General features: G+C 69.6%; 21 protein-coding genes. 15 read left to right on the top strand and 6 right to left on the bottom strand.

Going from position 1 to position 25,182, the window contains the following annotated elements:
• Nucleotides 1-19 precede the first annotated feature (19 nt).
• From OHA77_RS17155 to OHA77_RS17135, 5 genes are all read right to left on the bottom strand, one after another.
• Nucleotides 20-1,510: an aldehyde dehydrogenase (NADP(+)) gene (locus OHA77_RS17155; RefSeq protein WP_406319043.1), complete on the bottom strand. Its 1,491-nt coding sequence runs from the start codon at nt 1,508-1,510 to the stop codon at nt 20-22.
• Nucleotides 1,511-1,576: 66 nt separating this feature from the next.
• A complete protein-coding gene (locus OHA77_RS17150) occupies nt 1,577-3,475 on the bottom strand; it encodes a DUF6807 family protein (RefSeq protein ID WP_406319042.1) in 1,899 nt (632 codons plus the stop codon).
• Nucleotides 3,463-4,515: a mandelate racemase/muconate lactonizing enzyme family protein gene (locus tag OHA77_RS17145; protein ID WP_406319041.1), complete on the bottom strand. Its 1,053-nt coding sequence runs from the start codon at nt 4,513-4,515 to the stop codon at nt 3,463-3,465. Before OHA77_RS17145 ends, OHA77_RS17150 begins: the two co-directional genes overlap by 13 nt.
• Nucleotides 4,512-5,387 carry a 5-dehydro-4-deoxyglucarate dehydratase gene (locus OHA77_RS17140; protein WP_326819643.1) on the bottom strand — a complete coding sequence of 292 codons (876 nt, stop codon included), beginning with the start codon at nt 5,385-5,387 and terminating at the stop codon, nt 4,512-4,514. Before OHA77_RS17140 ends, OHA77_RS17145 begins: the two co-directional genes overlap by 4 nt.
• Before the next feature lie 12 nt (nt 5,388-5,399).
• A complete protein-coding gene (locus OHA77_RS17135) occupies nt 5,400-6,281 on the bottom strand; it encodes an NAD(P)-dependent oxidoreductase (protein WP_326819644.1) in 882 nt (293 codons plus the stop codon).
• Between the two features lie 644 nt (nt 6,282-6,925).
• Here OHA77_RS17135 and OHA77_RS17130 point away from each other — a divergent pair.
• The 7 genes from OHA77_RS17130 (at nt 6,926) to OHA77_RS17100 (ending at nt 14,872) form a co-directional block, all read left to right on the top strand.
• Nucleotides 6,926-7,882: an aldose epimerase family protein gene (locus OHA77_RS17130; RefSeq protein ID WP_406319040.1), complete on the top strand. Its 957-nt coding sequence runs from the start codon at nt 6,926-6,928 to the stop codon at nt 7,880-7,882.
• A 367-nt stretch (nt 7,883-8,249) separates the two neighbouring features.
• Nucleotides 8,250-9,215 carry a sugar ABC transporter permease gene (locus tag OHA77_RS17125; RefSeq protein ID WP_326819646.1) on the top strand — a complete coding sequence of 322 codons (966 nt, stop codon included), beginning with the start codon at nt 8,250-8,252 and terminating at the stop codon, nt 9,213-9,215.
• Complete coding sequence (locus OHA77_RS17120) at nt 9,196-10,062, top strand: carbohydrate ABC transporter permease (RefSeq protein ID WP_406319039.1); 867 nt, start codon at nt 9,196-9,198, stop codon at nt 10,060-10,062. Before OHA77_RS17125 ends, OHA77_RS17120 begins: the two co-directional genes overlap by 20 nt.
• Before the next feature lie 46 nt (nt 10,063-10,108).
• On the top strand, nt 10,109-11,377 hold the full coding sequence (locus OHA77_RS17115; RefSeq protein ID WP_326819647.1) for an extracellular solute-binding protein: 1,269 nt from the start codon (nt 10,109-10,111) through the stop codon (nt 11,375-11,377).
• Between the two features lie 61 nt (nt 11,378-11,438).
• Nucleotides 11,439-12,725 (top strand): Gfo/Idh/MocA family oxidoreductase, encoded by a 1,287-nt coding sequence (locus tag OHA77_RS17110; RefSeq protein ID WP_406319038.1) that lies wholly within the window; start codon nt 11,439-11,441, stop codon nt 12,723-12,725.
• Between the two features lie 3 nt (nt 12,726-12,728).
• Nucleotides 12,729-13,862, top strand: a complete 1,134-nt coding sequence (locus tag OHA77_RS17105; RefSeq protein WP_406319037.1) for an alpha/beta hydrolase family protein — start codon at nt 12,729-12,731, stop codon at nt 13,860-13,862.
• A complete protein-coding gene (locus tag OHA77_RS17100) occupies nt 13,853-14,872 on the top strand; it encodes a LacI family DNA-binding transcriptional regulator (RefSeq protein WP_406319036.1) in 1,020 nt (339 codons plus the stop codon). Before OHA77_RS17105 ends, OHA77_RS17100 begins: the two co-directional genes overlap by 10 nt.
• A 144-nt stretch (nt 14,873-15,016) precedes the next feature.
• On the opposite strand, the gene OHA77_RS17095 is transcribed toward OHA77_RS17100, so the two are convergent.
• Complete coding sequence (locus tag OHA77_RS17095) at nt 15,017-15,412, bottom strand: winged helix-turn-helix transcriptional regulator (RefSeq protein ID WP_406319035.1); 396 nt, start codon at nt 15,410-15,412, stop codon at nt 15,017-15,019.
• Between the two features lie 69 nt (nt 15,413-15,481).
• Between OHA77_RS17095 and OHA77_RS17090 the strand changes: the two genes are divergently transcribed.
• The 8 genes from OHA77_RS17090 to OHA77_RS17055 all read left to right on the top strand — a co-directional run bounded on the left by OHA77_RS17090 (nt 15,482) and on the right by OHA77_RS17055 (nt 25,086).
• The gene (locus tag OHA77_RS17090; RefSeq protein WP_406319034.1) at nt 15,482-15,943 is read left to right on the top strand and encodes a nuclear transport factor 2 family protein; all 462 of its coding nucleotides are present in this window, start codon (nt 15,482-15,484) and stop codon (nt 15,941-15,943) included.
• Nucleotides 15,944-16,049: 106 nt separating this feature from the next.
• A complete protein-coding gene (locus OHA77_RS17085; protein WP_406319033.1) occupies nt 16,050-17,687 on the top strand; it encodes an acyl-CoA synthetase in 1,638 nt (545 codons plus the stop codon).
• 83 nt (nt 17,688-17,770) lie between these two features.
• The gene (locus OHA77_RS17080; protein WP_406319836.1) at nt 17,771-18,172 is read left to right on the top strand and encodes a signal peptidase I; all 402 of its coding nucleotides are present in this window, start codon (nt 17,771-17,773) and stop codon (nt 18,170-18,172) included.
• 115 nt (nt 18,173-18,287) lie between these two features.
• On the top strand, nt 18,288-19,511 hold the full coding sequence (locus OHA77_RS17075) for a cytochrome P450 (protein ID WP_406319032.1): 1,224 nt from the start codon (nt 18,288-18,290) through the stop codon (nt 19,509-19,511).
• A 147-nt stretch (nt 19,512-19,658) separates the two neighbouring features.
• The gene (locus OHA77_RS17070) at nt 19,659-19,838 is read left to right on the top strand and encodes a hypothetical protein (RefSeq protein WP_326819658.1); all 180 of its coding nucleotides are present in this window, start codon (nt 19,659-19,661) and stop codon (nt 19,836-19,838) included.
• Between the two features lie 54 nt (nt 19,839-19,892).
• Nucleotides 19,893-20,186 (top strand): hypothetical protein, encoded by a 294-nt coding sequence (locus OHA77_RS17065; protein ID WP_406319031.1) that lies wholly within the window; start codon nt 19,893-19,895, stop codon nt 20,184-20,186.
• A gap of 66 nt (nt 20,187-20,252) precedes the next feature.
• Nucleotides 20,253-24,110, top strand: coding sequence for a hypothetical protein (locus tag OHA77_RS17060; RefSeq protein ID WP_406319029.1), 3,858 nt, complete (start codon nt 20,253-20,255; stop codon nt 24,108-24,110).
• Between the two features lie 235 nt (nt 24,111-24,345).
• Nucleotides 24,346-25,086, top strand: a complete 741-nt coding sequence (locus OHA77_RS17055; protein WP_406319028.1) for a DUF899 domain-containing protein — start codon at nt 24,346-24,348, stop codon at nt 25,084-25,086.
• Nucleotides 25,087-25,182 lie beyond the last annotated feature (96 nt).

Below are 25,182 nucleotides of genomic sequence, written 5' to 3'. Positions count from 1 at the left end.
GGGCCGTACGGGCCGTGGGTCAGGGCAGCAGGAATGCCCCGTTCACACGGCGGGGGAGCCGCCACGGGTTGTCGTCCCGCAGCGCCTCGGGCAACAGGTGCGCCGGGCAGTTCTGGTAGACGACCGGCCGCAGGAACCGGAAGATCGCCGCGGCGCCGACTGAGGTGGTCGACGGTTCGGTGGTCGCCGGGTATGGCCCACCGTGCTGCTGCGCCCACCCGACCGCGACGCCGGTCGGGTAGGCGTCGAAGACCAGCCGTCCCGCCCTGTCCCGCATCACCGTCACCAGCCGGGCGGCCAGCTTCTCCTCCTCGGGCTCGCTGTGCAGGGTCGCGGTCAGGTTGCCGGGGGTGGCGGCCAGCGCCTGGACCAGCTCGTCCTCGGTGTCGTAGGTGAGCACGACGGTCATCGGACCGAAGCACTCCTCCAGCAGCAGCTCGGAGGCGTCCAGCGCGGAGATGGGCCCGGTCAGCAGCCGCGCCGTCACCTGCCGCTCACCCCCCGCCTGCCCGGTGGCCACCACCCGCACGCCCGGGATGGCCTCCCGCTCGTCCGCGCCCGTCTCGAAACTCTCCCTGATGCCGTCGCCGAGCAGCACCTGCGGGCCGAGCTCGGCGAAGTGCCGTGCCGCCGCCTCGACCAGCGTGCCGCCCGCCGGGGCCAGGACCAGCCCCGGCTTGACGCAGAACTGCCCCGCGCCCAGCGCCGCCGACGCCACCAGCCCTGCCGCGATCTCCTCGGTGCGGCGGGCCGCCGCGCCGGGGGTGATGACGAGCGGGTTGAGGCTGCCCAGCTCGCCGTAGAACGGGATCGGCTCGGGCCGGGCCTTGGCCACATCGTGCAGGAAGCGCCCGCCGGGGATCGATCCGGTGAACCCGACCGCCTTGACCAGAGGGTGCCCGACCAGCGCGGTCCCCGCCTCGCGGCCGTGGACGAGCTGGACGACCTCGGCGGGGAAGCCCGCGGTGCGGGCTCCCTCCTGGAGGGCGGCCAGGGTCAGCTCGGAGGTCTCCGGGTGCAGGGAGTGAGCCTTGACGATGACCGGGCAGCCCGCGGCCAGGGCGCTGGCGGTGTCACCGCCGCCGACGCTGAAGGCGAAGGGGAAGTTGCTGGCGGAGAAGACGCCGACCACACCGGTCGCGATGTTCATCCGCCGCAGGTCCGGCTTGACCTCATCGGCGCTGTCGAGCCGTACGTCGAGGAAGGAGCCTTCGGCCAGCACCTCGGCGAACAGCCGCAGCTGGCCGCTGGTCCTGGCGACCTCCCCGGTCAGGCGGGGAAGGCCGAGTGCGGTTTCGGCGTCGGCGACGGCGGCCAGGGTGTCCGTCCGCGCGTCCAGCGCGTCGGCCATGGCCTTCAGCAGAGCGGCCCGCCCCAGTGGCCCGGCCCCTTCCAGGAGGGGGAGCAGCGCGTGGGCGCGGCGGCAGGCGAGGTCGACCTCCTCCGCGCCGTCGGCGGTGAACTCGCGGCGGTGTTCGCCCGAGCGGGCGTCAATGCTCCAGACGGGCATGGCGTCTCTCCAATCCATGAGGTCGGTGGCGGGTGGTCGCGGTCGGGTCTCCCGCGCTGAGGGCGCTCACGGCGCCGCGCCCGCCAGCTTCGCGGCGGCGGCCCTGTCGAGCCGCCCGTCCGCCACGACCGTGACCACCCGCCTGGTCAGCGTGTCGGCGACGGCCAGCGGCCGGTCCCAGGCCAGCGCGGGACCGACGCCGGGATATTCGGACACCCGCACGAACCACGGGTCCACGGGTCCGGCCTGGACGAAGACCAGGCTCCACGCGTCGGACACCAGCGCCAGCCAGGGGCTGCGGCTGCCGTGCACGTCCTGCTCACCCTCGGCCTCGCCGGTGAACACGGCCAGGTTCGCCGAGTCCCGGGGAGCGCGCCAGAAGAACCCGCCGTAGCCCGCACCCGGTCGTCCCTTGCACGCCGAGCTCCTGATCTCCAGCGGTTCGCGCACGACGAGCGTGAAGGCGAAGTCCAGTGCCCACGCCTCACCCGCCGGTCTGGCCAGCACGGTCCGCTCCTCGCGGGCAACGGCCGTGCCGTCCGGGCCGAGCCAGGTCAGCGCCTCCCTGAACCCGTCTTCGAGCTCGGTGAAGACGTCATGCCGCTGCCGGCCGTGGTCGCCCAGCCAGGTCGGGCCCTGGTCGCGGACGAAGGTCCGGCCGCCCCAGAAGTTCACCGCGCCGACGTCCGCGACGGCCAGGCTGACGCCCAGATGGTGGACGTGGTCGGCGGGCCGGAACTCGGTCACCTCCGTGCCGGTGAGCGTCCGCACCGGGTGCAGGTACGGCCGCGGCGCATCGGTCACCGGCAAGTCGGGCCGCCACACGTAGGAGGCCACCGGCGTCCCCGCCACCCGCAGCTCCCGGGTGGCCGCCCAGGCCACGTCCAGCTCCGAGAACAGCGCCAGCCGCTCAGCGCTCAGGTCCGTCAGCTCCTTGATACCGGGCAGTTCGCGCCGGTCGGCGTGGACCCGCTGGTGCTCCTCCGCGATCGGCAGCGGGTCGGGCGCCAGCCGTACCGCTTCGAGGAACTCCATGAAGGCGCGGGTGCGGGCCGGCGGCACCAGCAGCTCCTCGCCGGTCCTGATGTGCGCGACCAGGTTCTCCAGCAGGTTCGCCCTGGGGTGGACGGTGCCGTCGAGGTCGTCGGTGGTGTAGGTCAGCCGGGCGGTGCCCGCCGAGCCGTGCACGATCAGGTATGGCTCGGTCCGCCCGGTCGAGCACAGCGTCACCGCCACCGTGATCACCTGGCCGTTCACGAGACGGATCCTGGCCGCGGAGGTGTCGTCCGACTCGATCGGGTTGGCGTGGAACAGCTCCAGCTCGACCGAGTCGATCGCGCCGTGCTCCTCGGCTCCGGCGACCGCCAGCGCGGTGGCGATCGCGTGCGCGAACGGGTTGGTGAGCGCGCCGTCCGCCATGTCCTGGCCGTCCAGCCGCCGGCGGCCCGACCAGGTCGACCGGGTGAAGTACTCGGCGGGCCGCTCCCACGCGCCCGCCACCCCGATGCCGCGGATCTCGCCGAGCTCGCCGGAGGCGATCCGCTTGCGCAGCGCGGGGATCGCGGCGGAGCCGAGGCTCTGGAAGCCGACCTGACAGGCCAGCCCGCTCTCCCCGACCGCCGCGGCGATCCGTTCGAAATCGGCCAGCGACGCCGCGGGCGGCTTCTCCAGCAGCAGGTGAGAGCCTGCGCGCAGCGCGGTCACCGCGAGGTCGGCGTGGGTGTTGATGGGCGTGCACAGGATCGTGATCTCCGCGCCCGTGCGTTCGATCAGCTCAGCGAGGCCGTCGGGGCGTGCCTGCTCGGGAGTGCCCAGGCCGTGCAGCCGGTCCGCCTCCACCGGCCGTACGTCGCAGACCCCCGCCAGCTCGACCAGCCCCCGCGCGGCCAGCCCGCGCAGGTTCTCCAGGTGCGAGCGGCCATGGCCGTACGCGCCGGCGAGCACGATCTTGGTCACTCCGCCCATGTCAGCCCCAGTCCCGGATTGCCCGCCGAGCGCAGCTCCGCGCCGTTGATCTCCACCGGATACGGCTCGGCCAGCAGCCCGAGGTCGGCGAAGGAGGCGTCCTCGACCGCCTCCACCATGACCGGGTGGTGCAGGGTGAGAGCCAGTTGCCCCGACAGCTCGATCAGCAGGTGCGGGTAGACCGGGACGTCGAAGGCGCGGGCCAGTTCGGCGATGCGCAGGAACGGGGTGATCCCGCCGACCCGGACCACGTTGGGCTGGATCACGTCGCACGCGCCCGCGGTCAGCAGGTCGCGGAAGCCGTGGGTGGTGTAGACGTTCTCCCCCACCGCCACCGGCACGTCGATGCTGCGCCGCAGCTCCACGTGGGCGGCGACGTCGTCGGCGGGCAGCGGCTCCTCGATCCAGTGCAGGCCGTACGGCTCCAGCGCGGCGATCGCGCGGCGGGCCCGGTGCAGGTCCCAGCGCTGGTTGGCGTCGATCATCAGGATCGTGCCGGGGCCGACGGCCTCCCGGACCGCCGCCACCCGCTCGACGTCCTCGGCCAGGTCGGGCCTGCCCACCTTGATCTTGACGGCCGGGTGGCCCGCGGCTCTCCAGCGTCCGGCCTGCTCGACCAACTCCTGCAGGGAGTAGTGCAGGTTGACGCCGCTGCCGTACACCGGGACGCTGGCACGGCGCGGCCCGAGCACCTCCACCAGGGAGGACTCCCCGCAGCGCAGGTCCCACAGCGCCAGGTCGACCCCGGCCATCGCGACCGTGGTCAGCCCGCCGCGCCCGGCTTCGCTCAGGTGCTTCGAGAGCCGGTCCCACACCGGCTCCGGATGGGCGGGCAGGCCGATCAGCACCTCGCGGATATCGTGGTCCAGCAGGGCCTGTACAGCTTTCGCCCCGATCTGAGGGGTCCAGCAGAAGCCGGTGCCGGCCCGTCCGTCCTCCAGCGTGACCTCGCACACGATCACATGGTTGTACGGCACGTCGGCACCCCACGGGCGGCGCAGCGGCACCGACCGCAGCGTGGTCCGCAGATCCTTGATCATGCGGCCACCAGGGCGAGGCCGCTCCTGATGAGCTCGTCGAGCTCGGCCAGGTGCTCGGGGGTGAGGTCGGTCAGCGGAGCCCTGACCGGTCCGACCTCCAGGCCGCGCAGCCGCAGCCCTGCCTTGACCAGCGAGACCGCGTACCCCGGTGCCTTGCTGCGCAACTCGACCAGCGGTGCGTAGAACTCCGCCAGCAGCCGGTCGTGGCCGTTGAAGTACGCGGTGGCGATCTCGGGGGCGAAGGCGAACACGGCCGAGGAGTACAGCTCCACGCCGAGGCCGCGGTAGGCGGGCATGGTGAGCTCGGCGGTCGGCAGGCCGTTGAAGAAGGTGAAGTCCGGACCGATCTCCCGCCGGACCGCCAGGATGATGCGCTGCATCCGGTCCACATCGCCCAGACCGTCCTTCAGCCCGATCACGCCGGGGATGCGGGCCAGCTCCACCACCGCGGCGGGGTCGAGCACCACCGAGCCGCGCTGATAGATGATCACGGGCAGCTCGGCGGCGATCCTGCGCACGTACTCGGCGAACCCGGCCCTGGTGCCCTGCGTCAGGTAGGGCGGCATGAGCAGCAGGCCGTCCGCGCCCGCGGCACGGGCCGCGCGGGCCTGGTCCAGGGCGGCACCGAGCGGGCCGCCCGCTCCCGCCAGCACCGGCACTCCGCCCTGGGCCACCTTGACCGCCACCTGTACGGCACGGGCGTGCTCGGTCTGCGACAACGCGGAGAACTCACCCGTGCCACAGGCCACGAAGACGGCACCGGGGTTGTGCGCGAGGCCCCGCTGGATGTGCTCGGCCAGCACGTCCTCGGCGAGCTCGCCCTCCCCGTCGAAAGGGGTCACGGGGAAGAACAGGACTCCGCTGAGATTCATGGTCAACGCTCCTTAGGAAAGTTCGGTGCGCCAGCTGCGCTTGGCCTGCCAGCCGAGGAGCCGCTCGGCCTTGGCGGAGGAGAAGGCGGGGGCGGTGCCCGTGAGGGTGGCCGCGAAGTCCGCGGTGGAGGGGATGATCCGCGGCAGCAGTTCCGACAGCGGCTCGCGGGCCAATGCGTCGGCGGCCCCGGCGAAGAAGACCTCGCCGTTGGGCAGGGCGGGCAGCTGGTCGAGCAGGGTGAGCAGCAGGTCGGCCGCGTCGCGGGCGTCGATGTAGTTGAACAGCGAGACTCCGGCGATGTCGGGCCGGTCCAGCCGCTCGGAGACCGTGTGTCCCGACTGGGTCGGCGCCCCCTGCCACTCCTCCGGCGCGATCACGAAGCAGGGGCGCACCGCCGCCAGCTTCGTCTCGGCGGTGCGGGCGAAGGACCGCATCGTCTCCTCGGCGACCAGCTTGGACAGGCTGTAGGCGTTCCACGGCTGGGCCGGGTGGTCCTCGTCGATGGGCAGGTAGGCAGGGGTCCAGCCGTTCGGCGAGCCGTACCCGATCACGGTCGGGCTGCTGGCCACGATCACTTTGGCCACGCCCAGCGCCACCGCCGCGTCGCACATGTTGAAGGCCAGTTGCGTGTTGGTGCGGAAGGTCACCAGGTCGCTGTGGCTGAACGGGGTGGCGATGGCGGCCAGGTGCACGACGGCGTCCGGCCGGAACCGCGCGATCACCTCGTACGCCTCGCCGAGGTCGGTCAGGTCGGCGGGGAGGCTGGCGGCGGCGTCGGAGGGGGTGCCTGGCGCCCGGTCCACGCCGATGACCTCGTGCCCCGCTGCGGCGAGCGCGGACACGACGCTGCGCCCGAGGCGCCCGGCGCTCCCGGTGACAAGAGTTCTGCTCACGGGTGTCTTTCCCTTCTGGCAGTCATGAGCGAACTCAATGACTGCAACCAGTTGCATAAACAGTGTCGGCATCCGATCGAAACGTCAAGAGATCATTTCTGAATATGTCTATGAGCTGTGACTTTGCTCCATCGACCGCCTGATGGCACTCGCAACCGGTCGCAGAATTTCGGGAGTTACCCCTGGTAAAGGCGCAACCGGTTGCGTTAGGGTGCAGCCGGAGCACGGGAGGCGAGCCGTGACGGTGACGATCAGGGACGTGGCGCGGGCGCCGGGGACGCATGTCTCGGCGGTTCCGCGGACGTTTTCGGCGCCGTCCGGTGACCGCCGAGCCGGGTGACCGGGTGCCGGCGGTGGCCGGCTCGGGCGGCGCGGGCGTCGACGACGGGGCGGACGCCCGACCCGGGGTCGACGGTGGCGGATATCGCTGATCCGTTTCTTCCTCCATCGGTCAGGGCGGCTCAGGCGCAGGCGCCGTCCGTGGTGGTCGATCGGCGGATGAAGGGGTCGACCACGGCGCTGACGGAGGTGGGACAGGCGGCGGCCTGCCGGCGGCCGTCGCCGCGGGCGAGGGGCCCCACGCGTCACCACCGGGCTGGAGACCAGCCTGGTGATCAGGAATCGACTCAGAGAGTGAGGCCACCGTGAGATTTGGGTCCGCACCCACCGGAGAAGCCGTGGACCGGCACGTCCTGTCGAACGGCCGGATACGCATAGGGATCCTGACCCTCGGTGCGATCATCCAGTCGGTCGAGCTGGCCGACGGGACCGACGTCGTCCTCGGCCTGCCCACCGTGGCCGACTACTTCCGGCGCAGCCGCTACTTCGGCGCGCTGGTCGGCCGGTACGGCAACCGCATCGCGGGCGGCCGCTTCACCCTTGACGGCAGCACCTACCAGCTGCCCCGCAACAACAACAGGCACAGCCTGCACGGCGGGGAGATCGGATTCGACAGACGGATCTGGCAGGCCGAAGGGGGCGACGAGCGGGCCGTCCGGCTGACCTATGTCAGCAAGGACGGAGAGGAGGGCTATCCGGGCACGCTCACCACGTCGGTCACCTACACCCTCACCGAGCACGACGAACTGCGGATCGGCTACCACGCCGTCACCGACGCGCCCACCGTGCTCAACCTGACCAACCACTCCTACTTCAACCTCGCGGGCTCGGGCGACGTGCGCGGACACGTCGTCACCATCGAGGCCGACCACTACCTGCCGGTCGACGAGGGCAAGATCCCCCTGCCCGGGGCACCCACGCCGGTGGCGGGCACGCCGTACGACTTCACCCGGCCCGCGGCGGTGGGCGCGCGGCTGGAGGGCCGCTACGACCACTGCTACGTGCTGCGCCCCGGCGGCGCGATGCGGGTGGAGGAGCCGGTGAGCGGCCGGGTGATGGAGGTGACGACCACCGAGCCGGGGGTCCAGTTCTACACCGGGCACATGCTGGACGGCGTCGCCACGCCGTACGGCTCGCACGCCGGGCTCTGCCTGGAGACGCAGCACTTCCCCGACTCGCCGAACCGCCCCGACTTCCCCTCCACCGTGCTCAGGCCGGGGGAGGAGCACATCTCGACCACGACCTACCGATTCACGGCCTGATTCAGGTCCGGCTTTCCTCGGGAATCGTGTCGTGATTGATATTCCGGGCGAAGCGGTCCTTGAATCTCACCCGGATATTCAAATCATCCTATGACTGGTTGTATCGCTCTCTGGCTCTGCAACCGTTTGTAGCAACTCGGCCATCTTTGCAAGATTATTTACCTGGCGAAATCTGTTGTTAACGCGCCTACCTGCGAAAACGCTGATGGCGATATATCGGTAACGGCGAGGTAACACCTGCAAAGGGTTGACGTAACTTCCTCTGGCGCTATAGGAAAGCGCCATCCAATCACGTCGCATCGGGAGGTCCCGTGATGACGGCTCAATCAAGAAATGTCCGGACCCGATCGATGCAGGGGGTTCCGCCGTGGTTGATTCGCTGGCGTTGAAATCCACAGTCGCCGCCGAACTCCCGGCTCCCGGAAGAGGGCCTCGGGCCGCCAACCGGTCCCGCCGTGAGGCACGGACGGCGTATGTCTTCCTCGCGCCATGGTTCGTGGGCATGTTCCTGGTCACGATCGGTCCGATCGCCGCCTCGCTCTACCTGTCCTTCACCGACTACAGCCTCCTGGACACGGCCAAGTGGGTCGGGCTGGACAACTACACCAGGATATTCAGCGAGGACCCCCGGTTCTGGACCTCGCTGAAGGTCACCACGATCTACGTGGTGGTCTCGGTGCCGCTGCAGCTCGGGTTCGCTCTCGGCCTGGCGCTGCTGCTGGACCGCGGACTGCGGGGCATGTCCTTCTACCGGTCGATCTACTACCTGCCCTCGCTGCTGGGCGGCAGCGTCGCGATCGCCATCCTGTGGCGGAAGATCTTCGGCGCCGACGGCCTGGTCAACGGGATACTCGGCGTGTTCGGCATCCAGGGCACCAGCTACGTCAACAACCCCGACACCGCGCTGGGCACCCTGATCCTGCTGCACGTCTGGACGTTCGGCGCCCCGATGGTCATCTTCCTCGCCGGCCTGCGGCAGATCCCGCGCAGCTACTACGAGGCCGCCTCGGTGGACGGCGCGACCACCCTGCGGCGGTTCAGGTCGATCACGCTGCCGCTGCTCACGCCGATCATCTTCTTCAATCTCGTACTTGAAGTGATCAAGTCCTTCCAGTCGTTCACGCAGTCGTTCATCGTGAGCAACGGCTCGGGCGGCCCCAACGACTCCACCCTCTTCTACACGCTCTACCTCTACGTCAACGGGTTCAAGGAGTACGAGATGGGCTACGCCACGGCGCTGGCCTGGGTCCTCGTCCTCATCATCGCCGGTCTGACCGGGGTCAACTTCCTCGCGTCCAAGTATTGGGTCTTCTATGGCGACGACAGCAAGTAAGCGGCTGCCGGTCCTGTACCGGCGCCGCGTCACCAGGGGTGCCAAGCACCTGATGCTGATCGGCTTCGGCCTGATCATGCTCTACCCGCTGCTGTGGATGATCTCCAGCGCGCTCAAACCCGAAGAGCTGATCTTCCGCGAGCCCGGTCTGATCCCCAGCGAGATCACCCTGGAGAACTTCACCGAGGGCTGGAACGCGCTCGCCCACCCGTTCGGCTACTACCTGTGGAACTCCGCGGTCGTGACGGCACTGTCGATCGTCGGCAACCTGACCGCGTGTTCGATGGCCGCCTACGCCTTCGCCCGGCTGAACTTCCCGATGAAGAAGTTCTGGTTCTCGATCATGCTCGGCTCGATCATGCTGCCCCTGCACGTGGTGATCGTCCCGCAGTACATCATGTTCTCCAAGCTCGACATGATCAACACGATCTGGCCGCTGGTCCTGCCGAAGTTCCTGGCCCACGACTCGTTCTTCATCTTCCTGATGGTCCAGTTCATCAGGACGCTGCCGCGCGAGCTGGACGAGGCCGCCTCGATCGACGGGGCCGGGCACTGGCGCACGTTCCTGCGCGTCATCCTCCCGCTCTGCACGCCCGCACTGGCCACTACGGCGATCTTCACGTTCATCTGGACGTGGAACGACTTCCTCAGCCAGCTGCTCTACCTGAACAACCCGGACAACTTCACCGTCCCGGTCGCGTTGCGCACGTTCCTGGACTCCAGCGGTGAGTCGTCCTGGGGGCCGATGTTCGCCATGTCGATCATCGCACTTGGGCCGATCTTCGGTTTCTTCCTGGCCGGCCAGAAATACCTGATCCAAGGTGTCGCCACCACGGGTCTCAAGTAGTCCTCTTCAACCCCCCCTGCGAAAGATCAAGAGGAAGGACCGAGAGATGCGATCTCTCAAGACTGCGGCACTGCTCGCGGCGGCTGCCCTGGCCCTGACGGCCTGTGGCGGCGGCGGTGGTGGCGAAGCCGGAGACGACAAGGTCAAGCTGCGCTTCTCCTACTGGGGCAGCGACTCCCGGCAGAAACTCACCGAACAGGTCATCGCCGCGTTCGAGAAGAAGAACCCGACCATCGACGTGGTCGGCGAGTTCTCCGACTGGCCCAGCTACTACGAGTCGCTGGCCACCAAGGTCGCCGCCAGCGACGCGCCGGACGTGATGACCCTGGAGATCCGCGGCCTGGCCGAGTACGCGGGCAGAGGGGCCCTCGCCGACCTCACCGGCAAGGTCAACGTCGCCGACCTCGACCCGCAGGTGCTGCCCTCCGGCACCGTCGACGGCAAGCAGTACGCCATCCCCACCGGTGTCAACACCTTCGCGGTCGTCGCCAACAAGTCCGTCCTGGACAAGGCCGGCGAGAAGCTCCCCGACGACAAGACCTGGACCTGGGACGACTACGTCGCGCTGGCCGGAAAGATCACCAAGGCGGGGGGCGACTCGGTCCACGGCGCCGAGTTCAACTTCAACCCGGCATACCTGACCAGCTTCGCCGCGCAGCGCGGCGAGAAGTTCTACGAGGGCAACAAGATCGGGATCAGCCCCGACACGCTCAAGGCCTGGTGGGCGACCATCAACAAGCTGATCGAGACCAAGGGCTCGCCCGACGCCGCCAAGAGCGGTGAGATCGCCGCCGCCGGCCCGGAGCAGTCGCTGATCGCCACCAACGCCGGCGGGTTCGCCATGTGGTGGAGCAACCAGCTCGGTGCCCTGTCCAAGGCGTCGGGGCAGGAGCTGGCCCTGCTCCGCCTGCCGAAGCTGCCCGACGCCGCCAACGCGGGCATGTTCCTCCAGCCCGCCATGCACTGGAGCATCTCCAGCAAGAGCGAGCACCCGGCCGAGGCGCAGAAGTTCGTCGAATTCCTGCTCAACGACCCCGAGGCCGGCGGCATCCTGCTCAGCGACCGGGGCCTGCCGATCAACTCCAAGGTCCTGGAGGCGATCAAGGGCAAGCTTCCCCCGGCCGACCAGCAGAGCCTGGCCTTCATCGACTCGATCAAGAGTGAGCTGGCGCCGGTGATCGTGCCCCCGAAGGGCGGTACGAAGATGGAGGACATCTTCAAGCGCTACTCCGAGGCGGTGACCTCCGGACAGCAGAGCCCTGACGAGGCGGCCACCAAGCTCCTCGAAGAGGCCAACGCCGCCATCGCCGGCTGAGAGACGCCTTCGCTGCCGTACGGCTCGCATGAGCCGTACGGCATACCATCGGGGAGATGAGATGAGATACGCCTTTGTCGGACTCGGCCACCGCGCGTCGATGTATGTCGACGCGCTGCTCGGCGACTGGCGGGACACCGGCACCATCGTCGCCTTCTGCGACACCAACCAGACCCGGATGGACTACTACAACGAGCTCGTCGGGGAACGGGTGCCCTGCTTCGCGCCGGACGACTTCGCCGCGATGCTGGAGCTGTGCGACGCGGTGATCGTCACCACGATGGACAGCACGCACGCCCACTACATCGTCGCGGCGCTGGACGCGGGCAAGCGTGTGATCGTGGAGAAGCCGCTGACCATCGACGCCGAGGGCTGCGCCGCGATCGCCGCCGCGGCCGAGCGGAGCACCGGCTCGCTGGTCGTCACCTTCAACTACCGCTACTCGCCTCGCAACTCCGCGGTCCGCCGCCTCATCGTGGAAGGCGCGATCGGCGAGATCACCTCCGTCCACTTCGAGTGGGCGCTGGACACCATCCACGGCGCCGACTACTTCCGCCGCTGGCACCGCCGCAAGGCCGACTCCGGCGGTCTGCTGGTGCACAAGTCCAGCCACCACTTCGACCTGGTCAACTGGTGGCTGGGCGCCGCGGCGCGGAGCGTCTACGCCCACGGGGAGCTGCGTTTCTACGGCGCGGAGAACGCCAAGGCCCGCGGCCTGGCCCCGCGGTCCGAACGCGGCCAGGGCGCGCCCGGCCTCGGTACCGATCCGTTCATCCTGGACATCTCCATCGACCCGCGGCTCAAGCGCCTCTACCTGGAAGCCGAGCACGAGGACGGGTACATTCGCGACCAGGACGTCTTCACCGAGGGCATCACCATCGAGGACAACATGGCGGTCCTGGTCCGCTACGACAACCAGGCCATGCTCACCTACTCGCTCAACGCGCACGCGCCCGCCGAGGGCTACCGGGTCGTGTTCAACGGCCTCGGCGGGCGGATCGAGCTGGAGGTGTGCGAGCGGTCCTGGACGCCGCCGCACGCCGCGATCGATCCGAGCGCCGCCTCCAAGGAGCACGCGGCCGGCTCCTGGGAGCGGCTCACCCTGCACCGGCACTGGCAGGAGGCACGGGAGGTCCCGATCGAACAGGGTGACGGCGCCCACGGCGGCGGCGACAGGTTGCTGCTGAACGACGTGTTCCGCGGGCCTGACGGCGACCCGCTGGCCAGGCAGGCCGGCTACCTCGACGGGATCCGCAGCGTGCTGGTGGGCGCCTCGGCCAACGAGTCGATGCGCACCGGCCGGCCGGTCCACCTGGTCGACGGCGGCACCCGCATAGCGGACAGCTGAGTCGTGCCGCCCGACCCCGCTGACGCCCCGCGCCGCCTGCGGCACCTCGGTGAGTTCTCCGCCCTGGCCGAGATCGCCGCCGCGCAGCGCGGGCTGTTCCCCCCGTCCGGTCCGGAGCTGCGCGAACAGGCGCGCGGGCTCCTGGGCGTCCTCGACCTCACCGCCGCGAGCGTCCGCACCGAGCGGACCTGGACGGCGGGCGACCTCTCCGGCGAGGAGGTCTCCTGGGACGTCGGGTTCGGTCCCAGGACCCGCGCCTATGTGCTGCGCCCCCGCGAGGCGGGCGACGCGGTGCTGCCGGGCGTCCTCGCGCTGCACTGCCACGCCGGGATGAAGTGGGCGGGCAAGGAGAAGATCGCCGACGGTCCGGAAGATCCCTCGCCCGAAGTCGCCAAGTTGCGGGCCGTACTCTACGGCGGCCGGGCCTGGGCGGGGGAGCTGGCCAGGCGCGGGTTCACCGTACTGGTGCCCGACGTGCTGGGCTGGGGCAGCCGCAGGGTCCCGCTCGCCGACATGCCCGAGAGCGTCCGCGGGGACCCCGACCCGGAGCTCAGCGAGGCCGACCGCTACGACGCCGCGGCCGCCCGGTACGAGCAGGTGCTGGCCAAGTACTGCACCGTGCTCGGCACCTCCTACGCGGGCGTCGTGGTGGCAGAGGATCTGGCCGCGGCCGCCTACCTGCGCTCGCGTCCCGACGTCGGGCCCGTCGGCTGCGCCGGACTGTCGGGCGGCGGCCTGCGCGCGGCCCTGCTCGGCGCCTTCGACCCCGGGCAGGCGGCGGTCGCCGTGGTCGCGATGATCTCCTCCTACCGGGACCTGCTGGATGGGTATGTCGCGAGCCACACATGGATGCTGTACCCTCCGGGCCTGTCCAGGCTGTGCGACCTGCCCGACCTGGTGGCCTGCGCCGCCCCCCGGCCGCTGCTGGTCTGGTACGGCGAGCACGACGAGATCCTTCCGCTGAGCGGGATGCGCCGTGCCCATGCGATGATCGCGGCACACTATCGGCAGGCTCCGGCGGGCTATACGGGCGTGTTCGCTGACGCGGGGCACAGCTTCGGCCGCTCCGCGCAGGAGCGGGTCTTCGGCTGGCTCGCCCGCCACTTGAGAGCAGATGGAGGTGAGCCGTGGCGGTGACGATCAGGGATGTGGCGCGGGCGTCGGGGGTGCATGTCTCGACGGTTTCGCGGACGTTTTCGGCGCCGCATCTGGTGAACGCCGAGACGCGTAACCGGGTGCTGGCGGTGGCTGAGGGGTTGGGCTACCGGCCGAATCGGGCGGCGCGGGCGTTGACGACGGGGCGGACGCACAATCTGGGGTTGATTGTGGCGGATATCGCCAATCCGTTTTTTCCTCCGTTGATCAAGGCGGCTCAGGCGCAGGCGCGGGCGCGGGACTATCACGTGTTCGTGGCGGACACCGACGAGGATCCGTTGCTGGAGCAGGAGCTGATCGAGACGTTGTGCAAGCAGGTGGACGGGGTGTTGTTGTGCAGCCCGCGGTTGTCGAACCGGGTGATCGAGCGGTTGCGGACGCAGGTGCCGTTCGTGGTGGTCAACCGGCGGGTGAAGGGGTTGACCACGGTGCTGATGGACGTGGGGCAGGGGGCGCGGGTGGCGGTGGGGCATCTGGCGGGTCTGGGCCATCGCCGGGTGGCGCTGCTGTCGGGGCCGCCGGGGTCGTGGACCAGTGAGGAGATGCATGCCGCCGTCACCGCCGCGGTGGTCGAGTTCGGTGTGGAGCTGACCGTGCTGGGTCCGAACGGGCCGACCGAGCAGGGTGGGCTGGCCGCCGCGGAGGCGGTGGTGGCGGCGGGGGTGACGGGGGTGCTCTGCTACAACGACCTGGTCGCGCTGGGGCTGATCGAGGGATTGCGTGAACGGGGCGTGGGGGTGCCGGATGATGTGAGTGTCATCGGGGTGGACGACAGCCTGCCCGGCCGGTTGAACAGGCCGAAGCTGACCACGATCACGATGCCGACCGCGGACGCCGGGCGGATGGCGGTCGACCTGCTGCTGGCGGCCGTCAGCGCCGGGGACTCGGGAACGCCCACGCTGGCTCGGCTGGAGACCAACCTCCTCGTGCGCGAGTCGACCGGGGCCGCCAACCGGGCCACCGGCGCGGTCCAGCCGAGCCTGCGCGGGTAAGCGGGCAAGCGGTAAGCGGGCAAGCGGCGGGCGGGCGAGCGGTGGGCGTGCGAGCGGTGAGCAGGCGAGCGGTGGGCAGGCGAGCGGTGGGCACCTGACCAGCGGATCGAGACCAGCAGTAGATCTCTTGCGCGATACCGGTGTTCAGCCGTTGTCGCGATCGTAAAGGGCCTGGGCGGTGGAGATCGTGTCCCGGTACCGCTCCGTCCACGCTGTCAGCGCCAACAAGGCGTCGTGAAGCGCTCTCCCCGCTTCCGTGACGGTGTACTCGACCTTCGGCGGCACGCTCGGGTGCACGGTGCGGACAAGGAGCCCGTCGCGCTCCAGCTTGCGGAGGTTCAGGGTGAGCATGCGGCGACTGACGCCGGTGAGGGAGCGCTCCAGCTCGCTGAAACGGACCGGCCCATGCGCCGCGGCCATCAGGATCCCGATGCTCCACTTGCCCGCGACCCGATCGAGCACTTCGGAGACCGGGCACGCCGTGCTGACCAGGGACGGTACATCGCTGTTTCTATGGGACAAAATACTGCCTTCTTCCATTGGCATCCATGGTCACCGACCATGTCCTCCGTGACAACTCAGCATCAAGCCGCAACGGAGGTTGACCCTATGACGAACGTCGACGGTGCCCTGGTGGACAGGATTCACCGCCTGGAGATCCGAACCGAACTCTCCGACCTGGTCGCCCGCTACGGGCACCTCCTTGACGCCAGGGACTGGGACGGGATCACCACGTGCTTCACGAGGGAGGGGATCCTGAGCTTCCACGGAGGCTCCGTGACCGGCCATGCGGCGCTGAGAGACTTCTACGCCGAAAAGGTGGGCGCGTACGAGTTCACGTTCCACTACCCCCACTCGCAGGTCGTCGAGATCACCGGTGACCTCACCGCCACCGGAGTCGTGAGCGCCCATGCCGAACACGGCGTGGACGGGACCTGCCTGCTCGCCGCCGTGCACTATCACGACGACTACCTCCATGAGGACGGGCGCTGGCGCATCTCCCGCCGGGAGATCAGGTCCCGTTACTTCCTCCCATGGCCCGGCCTCGGGACGGACTTCCACCCGTCGTAGAACTCCGACTGGCGGACGTCCCCCCGAAAGGTCGCCTCTCCTCAAAGGTGGCACAGGTCACTACGCTGTCCAGAAGTTTCGTCTGCTGCAGCCGTTGGAGAAGCTCATGTCTTTCACCGGGTTTTCGGCAACCTCCGAACCGGCGCGGGTGGATGTCGCACTCGCCCGTAGCCAGTCTCTCGCCGACCTGCTGCGGCGGTCCGCCAGACGTCATCCCGGCCGGCTCGCCGTGGCGGACGGGAGGAACACCCGTACCTTCGCCCAGCTTGACGAGGACGCCTCCCGGGTCGCCGGCGCGCTCGCCGTGAGAGGGGTGCGTCCGGGCGAGCGGGTGGCGGTGCTCTCGCGGAACAGCGTGGACTACGTCCAGACCATCTTCGGTGTCGCCCGCGCGGGCGCCGTCCTCGTCCCGATCAACTTCATGCTCGGGGCCGACGAGATCGGCTACGTGCTCGCCCACTCCTCGGTGGTCGCCCTGCTCGCGCAGGACGCCCTCCTTCCGGTGGCGCAGGACGCGGTCAAGGCGGCCGGGCACATCCGGACCCGGGTGGTGTACGGCGAGGCGGCCGGGGACGTCGCGGGGACCGAGGGCTGGGAACCGTTCGCGTCGCTGCTCGGCCACGAGGGCGCGGGCGACCCGGCTCCGCTCATCGCCGCGGACGATCCGGCGCAGATCCTCTACACCTCCGGCACCGAATCGCGCCCCAAGGGCGCCGTGCTGTCCCACGCAGCGCTGATCGCCCAGTACGGCAGCTGCATCATCGACGGCGGCATGGACCGGCACGACATCGAACTGCACGCCCTGCCGCTGTTCCACTGCGCCCAGCAACACTGCTTCCTGGTGCCCGACATCCAGCTCGGCGCCTCCAGCCACATCCTGTCCGGCCCCGACCCCGCCGCGGTGCTGGAGGCGATCGAGCGTCACCGGGTGACGAAGTTCTTCGCCCCACCCACGGTGTGGATCTCCCTCCTGCGCCATCCGGACTTCGACCGGCGGGACCTCTCCTCGCTCCGGAAGGGCTACTACGGGGCGGCGATCATGCCGGTCGAGGTGCTCCGCGAGATCGGCGAGCGACTGCCGGGCGTGCGGCTGTGGAACTTCTACGGACAGACGGAGATGGCGCCGGTCGCCGTCATGCTCCAGCCGGAGGACCAGATCCGAAAGGCGGGCTCGGCCGGGCAGGCCGCCCTGAACGTCGAGACCCGGGTGGTGGACTCCCAGGGTGACGACGTTGCTCCGGGCGAGATCGGCGAGATCGTCCACCGTAGCCCGCATGCCATCCTCGGCTACCTGGACGATCCCGAGAAGACGGCCGAAGCCTTCCGCGGCGGCTGGTTCCACTCGGGCGACCTGGGGGTGATGGACGAGGAGGGTTACCTCACGGTCGTCGACCGGATCAAGGACATGATCAAGACCGGTGGCGAGAACGTCGCCAGCCGGGAGGTCGAGGAGACCATCTACGAGCACCCCGCCGTCGCGGAGGTGGCAGTCGTCGGGATCCGGCATCCGAGCTGGATCGAGGCGGTCGTCGCGATCGTGGCGACCAAGCCCGGCGCGTCCGTGACCGAGGAGGAACTACGCGCGCACACCCGTGCGCGCCTGGCCCCCTTCAAGGTGCCCAAGGCGATCGCCTTCGTCGACGGGCTCCCGAAGAACCCGAGCGGCAAGATCCTCAAGCGGGAGCTGCGGGAACTGCATGCCGGTCTCGCCGAGCGGATCCCGGGCGTGAGCCCCGGCCGCTGACGGTCCCGAGGCGTCCCCGCCGGAGACGTGCCCCGGGGGGTGGTCGAGGCCGGACGGGTGGCGTGCTAGCGTCGCGGCTCGTGCTGGAGAACGTATACGTGGGCAGTGCGGACGTGGACGCGGCCGGTGACCGTGGTTGGCTACTCGGGCACTTCAAGCCGGTCGACGACGTCCGGCACAGCGACGACGTCGAGATCAAGTGGGGTGTGCACCCGCGTGGCGACGAGCGTGCGCAATGGGTCACCGAGGAGAAGCGCACGGCGCTGCTCATACTGATCAGCGGCCGTTTCCGGGTGGAGCTGCCGGGCCGTAGCGTGCTGCTGGCCAAGCAAGGTGACTACGTCGTGTGGGGCCACGGCGTCGATCACTCCTGGTACGCCGAGGAGGAGTCGGTGGTGCTCACCGTCCGCTGGCCGTCGGTCCCGGGTTACGCGGTCCCCGGCCCGGGGCTCACAGCCGCTGCCGAGTCGCCGGTGAGCGACTGACGCAGAGCCGCCGAAAGCCCCGGCCGGCCCGGTCCGCCTGTTGACGGGCGGTACGGCATTTCGTATGTTCCGCGTAGGCCGTCTTCTGGGCGCCCCCGGACCCGAAGGGGTTGCGATGACCACCGAACCGGATCCGGACGGGGCGTGGCCGGACATCGTGCCGGGGCCACTTGCCACGCCGCCACCGGAGTTCGCCCACCGGCGCGAGTCAGGGCCGCTGAAGCCGGCGACCATGCCCAGCGGCGACCGCGTCCCGGTGGCCGTCAGGTACGAGGACGTCCGCGCGCTGCTGGCCTCGCCGACCTCCAGCCGCAACCTGCGCCTGCCGGGGCTGCCGCGGTTGGTGAGCGGCATCGGCATCGACGACGACCCGGACGCGCTGATCAATCAGGATCCGCCGGAGCACACCCGCTACCGCCGGATCATGCACGGCACCTTCACCCCGCGCCAGATCGAACCGTGGCGCCCCCGCATCGCGAAGATCGCCCAAGAACTCCTCGACGGCCTGGGTGACGACTTCGACCTGGTCCAGGGATACGCGCTGCAGTTACCCGGCCAGGTCATCTGCGAGATGCTCGGCGTGCCGATGGACCACTACGAACGGTTCGTCCGGTGGACGGACATGTTCCTGACCACCTCCACGGCCACCGAGCAGGCGCGTTACGAGGGCTACACCGACTTCATGGCCTATGCCGCGGAACTGGTCGCCCAGCATCGCGCCGCGCCCGGCGAGGACCTTGTCGACCTGCTCGTCCAGGCCAGGGACGAGGATGACCGGCTGTCGGAGGGCGAGCTGGTCAACACCGTGTTCTCGCTCATCACGGCCGGCCACGAGACGACGGCCTCGATGATCGCCCGCGGTGTCTTCCGGCTGCTTCTGTACCCCGGCCAATGGGCCGAGCTGGTCGCGGACCCGACTCTGACGGCCACCGCCGTCGAGGAGATCCTGCGCTTCGACGGGCCGCCCGCCAGCGCCTTCATGCGCCGGATCACCGAGGACACCGACCTGCCCAGCGGCCCGCTGAGCGCGGGGACGGTCGTCATGCCGAACCTGAACGCGGCCAACCACGATCCGCAGGCGTTTCCCGAGCCCGGCCGATTCGACATTCACCGTTTCACCGACCACCCGCCCCACCCGCATGTGGCATTCGGTTACGGCCCGCACCGCTGCCTGGCCGCCAGCCTCGCCAGGGTCGAGCTCACCGAGGCGATCAGAGCCCTGGTCGCTCAGCGACCCGCTCTCCGGCTGACCGCCTCGCCCGAGTCGGTGGCCTGGACCGACGGCCTGGTCTTCCGGCCGGTCGCCATGCACGTCACCGCAGCTGGAAGACGTGCATGACGAAGACCGCGGGTCCACCTGGTCCGTCGGTGCCGCGGCCGATCGCGGAACCCCACGAGTGATGCGGTCGCCCATCCGGCCAGTCCGCTGAGTGCCGCGTGGCACGCCGGAGATTCCCCGTCACCGTGCACCTTGTAGGTTCGAGAGATGAGCACTGACGACCGACGGCCTCCGCTTTTCGAGGTCATCCCGGACCAGGACGAGCGGCCTGAGCCGCTCATCGTGCACACCTCCGAGGGCACCCTGAGCGTGGCGGCCGACCTGACGGCCGAGGAGTTCGAGATCCTCGACGAGCTCAGACGAGTGGCCGCCAAAAAGCGGGGCTGATGTTTTGGGCGAGTTGTAAGATTAAATTGTGACAAATGATGACAAAGATGTGTGATGGACCACGGCTATAGCGCGCAGCCCCGGAAGATCCAGCAGCACGGGCGTGCTGCAGCCGAAGAGGTCGAGCGCATCCACGGCGTGCTGCGCGATGTGAGAGAGGCCTTCGTGGCGGCCGGGCGGCCGATGGGCGACGACCAGTACGGCGCCGAGATGGAGAAGAGCTACCCGGTCATGCGCGACGACATCTTCAACGCCTTCAACGCCTACCTCGACGAGCTCGATGGCGTCGGCGAGGGGCTGCACGTCACCGGGGCGACCTACCGGGCTGCAGAGCACCCGGAGACCTGACGAGCGGTGTGGCTCGACGGGGAGATACCCGGCTGGATACGGCCGTGGATCGGCTGGGTGGTCGGCATGGACTGGCCCCTGGCCGAAGAGTCCAAGCTGTTCGCCCTGGCCGACGCGCTGGCGGACGCGGCCTACCGGGTCGCGGACGGCACCGGCGTCTCCGTCCCTGACCGGGAGGCATGGGACGGCGCGGCGCTCGAAGCCTTCGTCGAACACACCTCACGCAAAGTCGGCAGTCGCCAGGCGGAGGTGCTGGCCCGTCTGGTGACGATGGCGATGGCGCTGAACGACCTCGGTGTGCAGGTCCAGTACACCAAGCGGATGATCAAGCTGTCGATCGTGTTTCTGACCTCCCAGCTGATCACGCTGCTGCCGGTCATCATGAACCCGGCCACGAGCGGCCCGGGGCTGGCGGCGGCGGGGTTGCGAGCCCGCTTCACCAAGGCGATCGTCACGGAGCTGGCCAAACGGTTGCTGTTCAACATCGCCCTTTTCGGCGGCTTGATGGGTGGGATGGATCTGTATGTGCAGGCCACCCAGACCCGGCGTGACCGGATCGACTGGAACCAGGTGCTGGCCTCGATAGGCTCCGGTGCGCTCAACGGGGTGTTCCTGACGGGTGCGATCTGGCTGAGGCCGCCGCGGACGCTGCTGGACTTCATGATCACCTCTGGTGTGGCAGGTGGCCTGACCGACGCGACCATGCAGGCCTTCGACGACCAGCCGTTCGATCTGGAGCGGTTGCTGAAGGGCCTCTTCGGGGGGGGGGGGGGGGGGGCCGTCAGCGCCGCGGACGCGCGCTGGGCCGGCGGGAACCCTCACTTCGGCCGGTCGGACGGCGACGGAGCGGCTCCACCCGGAGTACGCGAGGGCGACGGTCCGCCGCCGTCTGATCCGTTCGGCGGTCCACGGCGCGACGGTCCGCCGCCGTCCGATCCGTTCGGCGGTCCACGGCGCGACGACTCCACGACGCTCGCCGGGTATGTGCCGGAGAGCCACGGAGCGCGGCCGCACCCGGAGAACCAGACCATGCCCACAGGCCAGGACGGCATGCGAACAGGGGAAGAGGGTACGCGGCTCGCGCAGGGAACCGAGGCCGACGGCCGCATCCCCCCGCGGCTGCCCGACGCCGACCTCGTCGGCACCCGCTCGCGGCATGGGGGCCCCGGGATCGTCCCGGACACTCCCGGGACAGGCCATGTCGGAAACAGGGGCAGAGACCTCATAGCCGGACCGGCTCGTGACCCGCGGCCGGAACCGCTCGCCGTACGCGGATCCGAGCCCAGCCTGATCGAGAGCAAGCTCAACTGGGGCCAGGAGCGGCCCGCAGCCGGCCCGCCGCGACCGCCGCACGCATTCGGCCGGGTGGCCGCCGAAGGGACGGTCGGTGCCTGGGAGCCCGCCGGCCTCGACAGCGCCAGAGTCACCCTCACCGACGGCTCGCACGCCATGCTCACCGACCTGCCCACCTCGCAGGCCAGAGATGCCAAGGTGCTGGTCGCCCAGCTCGGCCAGGAGCTCGGGCTGAAGATGCCCTCGATCCACCCGGTCGGTGACGCCCGGCTGCTGGTCGACTGGGTGTACGGCGATCCCGGCCGGATGAGCTGGAGCGGCGAGGCCTGGAACCTGCCCGGAACCATGGCCACCCGCGACGGTGTTCTCGCCGGCTTGCTCGGCGCCCTGCTCAGAGATGAGCCCGTCCTGCTGGACGCCCTCTCCGGTGAGGCGGCCCTCATGCCCGAGCCCGCCACGGCGAAGCTGATGAGCAGGTTGTTCATCCGCGACCTGGGTGCCGGCCAGGAGGTGTGGGCGCCCAACCCGCTCTCGCCGGTGGACGCCGTCAGAATCCAGCACTTCCTGAAGGCCATGCGGCTCGACTTCGCCGACGCCGGCCTGGCGGACGCGCACCGGCGGATGACCGCCGCCCTGCAGAAGATCACGGATAACGCGGTCAGCACCGACTCCATCCTGAAAGCCGACCCCGCCGAGACCGTGCCCGATATCACCGTCCAGCGGCTCAACAGCCGGGGGGAGCAGATCGCCGACGTGGCCGCCGACCTCATGGACTCCACCCCGCCCGGCGTCGGCCGTCCCCTCATGGACCCGGCTCGGCGGCTGGCGGACAACCTCGACGACATCGTGGCCTCACGCAAGTCCGACCTCGGCAGTGTCGTCACCTTCGGTGATGAGTCGCAGGCGCTGGCGTTGACCGGCAGGGCCGCCGCCGAGGCGCTGGAGGCCGCGCTGACCCGACAGGTTCTCGGCCTGGACGGCCCCGCGGTCCACCAGGCGGCCGACGGCACCGTCTACCAGACGTACGGCAGCGAGCACCTTCGCGCCGCCCTGGCCACCGGCATCCGCGACAGCGATCTGATGCCGCTGGCCGGGGACAGGTCGGAGGTGGTGACGTTCAACGACGGCACCAGGGCATTCCGCCACGAGTTCGACAGCATCGGCAAGGCCGACGAGTTCGAGGCGCAGGCCCACGCGGCGCATGGCATCAGGGACGGCGTCCAGGGCACCTATCGGGCTGCGCCCACCGTCGTCTACGAGCACCGCATCGGTCCGTGGCACTGGACCGATGAGGAGCGCGCCGTGCCCGCCACGCTGCGACCGGAGCTGGACAGGCGCGCGCTGCACGCCTGGCTCACCCACGCCGACCTGTCCACAGCGCCGGCCAGGGAGAACCCACGCCTGGAGCACCTCGTGCCGGGCAAGGGACTGCTCACCGAGGCCGACAGCGCCGTGCTGCGCTCCAGATACGAGGGGCTGCGGCCGGAGTTCGAGAGGTACGGCCTGGCCACCCGCTACCAGGAGCATCTGAAGCTGATCAGCCACGTCGATCCGCATGCCGCACTCGACCTGGGCCCGCTGCACGACCGCTCCCCGTTGGTCCCCGATTTCCGCGAGACGTCGTGGCGGCCGCCGGGCAACCAGGTGCCCGCGCTGCCGCACCTCCTGGAGGGAAGCAACCTGCGCCAAGTGAACGAGTTGGCCGTCGGGCGCGCCGCCGACCCCGCGCTCATCCCGATGGCTGAGACACAGCTCGACAGGGCGGACGCCGAGCTCGCCGGCCGGCTCACCGCGGCGGGCCACGTCTCCGTGCGGGTGCCCATCAACTGGCTGCCGGGCGACGTCCGGCCCCGCAGCGAGATCGTCTTCCGCGGGATGCTGGAAGGCGTCGAGAACCCCGCCCACCTGGGTGACCTACCCGACAGCGTGCGGCTGACCATCAGGGCGAGCCGGTATGCCAACGTCGAAGACCTGTCGGGCAAGCCCGCCCACGCGCTGTTCGGAGCCGGAGCCCGGCTGAAGGTGCTGGCCGTCCAGGAGTCCTTCGGTGAACGGCACCTGCTGGCCGTACAGGTGCCTGACGGGCGTAAGGCCGACTCGATCGCGCTCCGGGTGCCGCGGATGAAGCCTCCGCTCACTTCCGAACTGCGTCACCACCTCAAGGAGCACGTTGAGAAGACGCCCGCCGGTGTATGGCTGCGCGATCTCGACAACGAGCACGACCGCGTCCTGACCACCTCCGCCCGCAAGGCGCAGCCCATCGACGGCGCCTTCTACGTGGACGGGCACGGCTCGGAACGCGGCAACGCGATCGGCGACCAGACCCTGGACGCCAGGCTGACGGCGGCCCTGCTGCTGCACAGCCCAGGGCTGTCGCCGCATGACGTCATCCTGCTGGCCAACTGCCGCATCGGAGCCGGCCGGCACCCGGCGGCCGTCGCCAGGCTCACCGGACACGTCGTCATCGCCGCCGACTCCGCGATCGAGGTGACGGAGGGCGGCCACATGCGCGCGGTCTCCAGTGAGCTCGGCCATCTGGGCGGCCGTGGCCGGCTGCGCATCTACTTTCCGGACGACCCGGTCTCCGGTCAGGTGGTCAAAACAGTCGCGGCCTGGTTCCAAGCGCCGTGAGCACCAGACGGAAAGGTGCCAAATTCCGCGGCATTTCAGTTGACCGATTGGGTGGGTTTTGTGCACGTTCTGTTTATTGAGAGGGGTGACAACCCGCTGCCGTGGTGTTTACGTTTACTCAGTTCAACGTAGGGCGGGTGACCGCCTGGTCGGCTCGCCGGTAGGGGCCGATGCCGGCGGTCACGGGTTCCTGTCGTTTGTTCCCAACGTGTCCTTGCGCGGTAAGGAGAACATCATGACTGTTCCGCAAGTGGTGTCCCGTGACGAGTGGCTGGCGGCCCGGCTGGATTTGCTCGCACAGGAGAAGGAAGCCACGCGAATGCAGGACGCGGTCGCCGCCCGCCGCCGCGAACTGCCGATGGTCCGGATCGATAAGGAATACACGTTCGAAGGCCCGGCGGGCCGGGTGCGTCTGGTCGATCTGTTCGAAGGCCGTCGCCAGCTCATCGTCTACCACTTCATGTTCGACCCGAGCTGGGAGGACGGCTGCACGAGCTGCTCGTTCGCGGTCGACAACGTGGGTCGTCTGGGTCACCTGCACGCCAGCGACACCGCGTTCGTGCTCGTCTCCCGCGCGCCGTTGACGAAACTCGAGAAGTTCCAGGCGCGGCTGGGGTGGACGATCCCGTGGTACTCCTCGGCCGGGACCGACTTCAACTACGACTTCCACGTCACCAATGACGAATCCGTCGCACCCGTCGAGTACAACTACAAGGACAAGGCGACACTGGAACGCGAGGGCATCGCATTCCTGGGGGAAGGCGACGCGCACGGCCTGAGCGTCTTCTTTCGGGAGGATGACGCCGTCTTTCACACCTATTCGACGTACGGGCGCGGCCCCGAGGCCTTGTTGAGCACATACCACTACCTGGACCTGACACCGCTTGGCCGGCAGCGCTATGTCAACGAGTTCCCCCACTACGACGGGTACGGCGAGGAAGCGGGCCATTCGCACCACGACCCCGAGTGCCACTGAGTGATCGAGTCGATCCCGCCACGGCGCACCGACCCGGACCGCTGACCGGATCCCATCGATCAGCCGCTGGCCGCCCCGACGTCACCGCACCCGAGG

This window comes from Streptosporangium sp. NBC_01639 (genome assembly GCF_045209755.1).
In the GTDB taxonomy this organism is placed as follows: domain Bacteria; phylum Actinomycetota; class Actinomycetes; order Streptosporangiales; family Streptosporangiaceae; genus Streptosporangium.
Note: the sequence above shows the minus strand (reverse complement) of the source record. Positions and strands in the feature narration are given on the sequence as shown.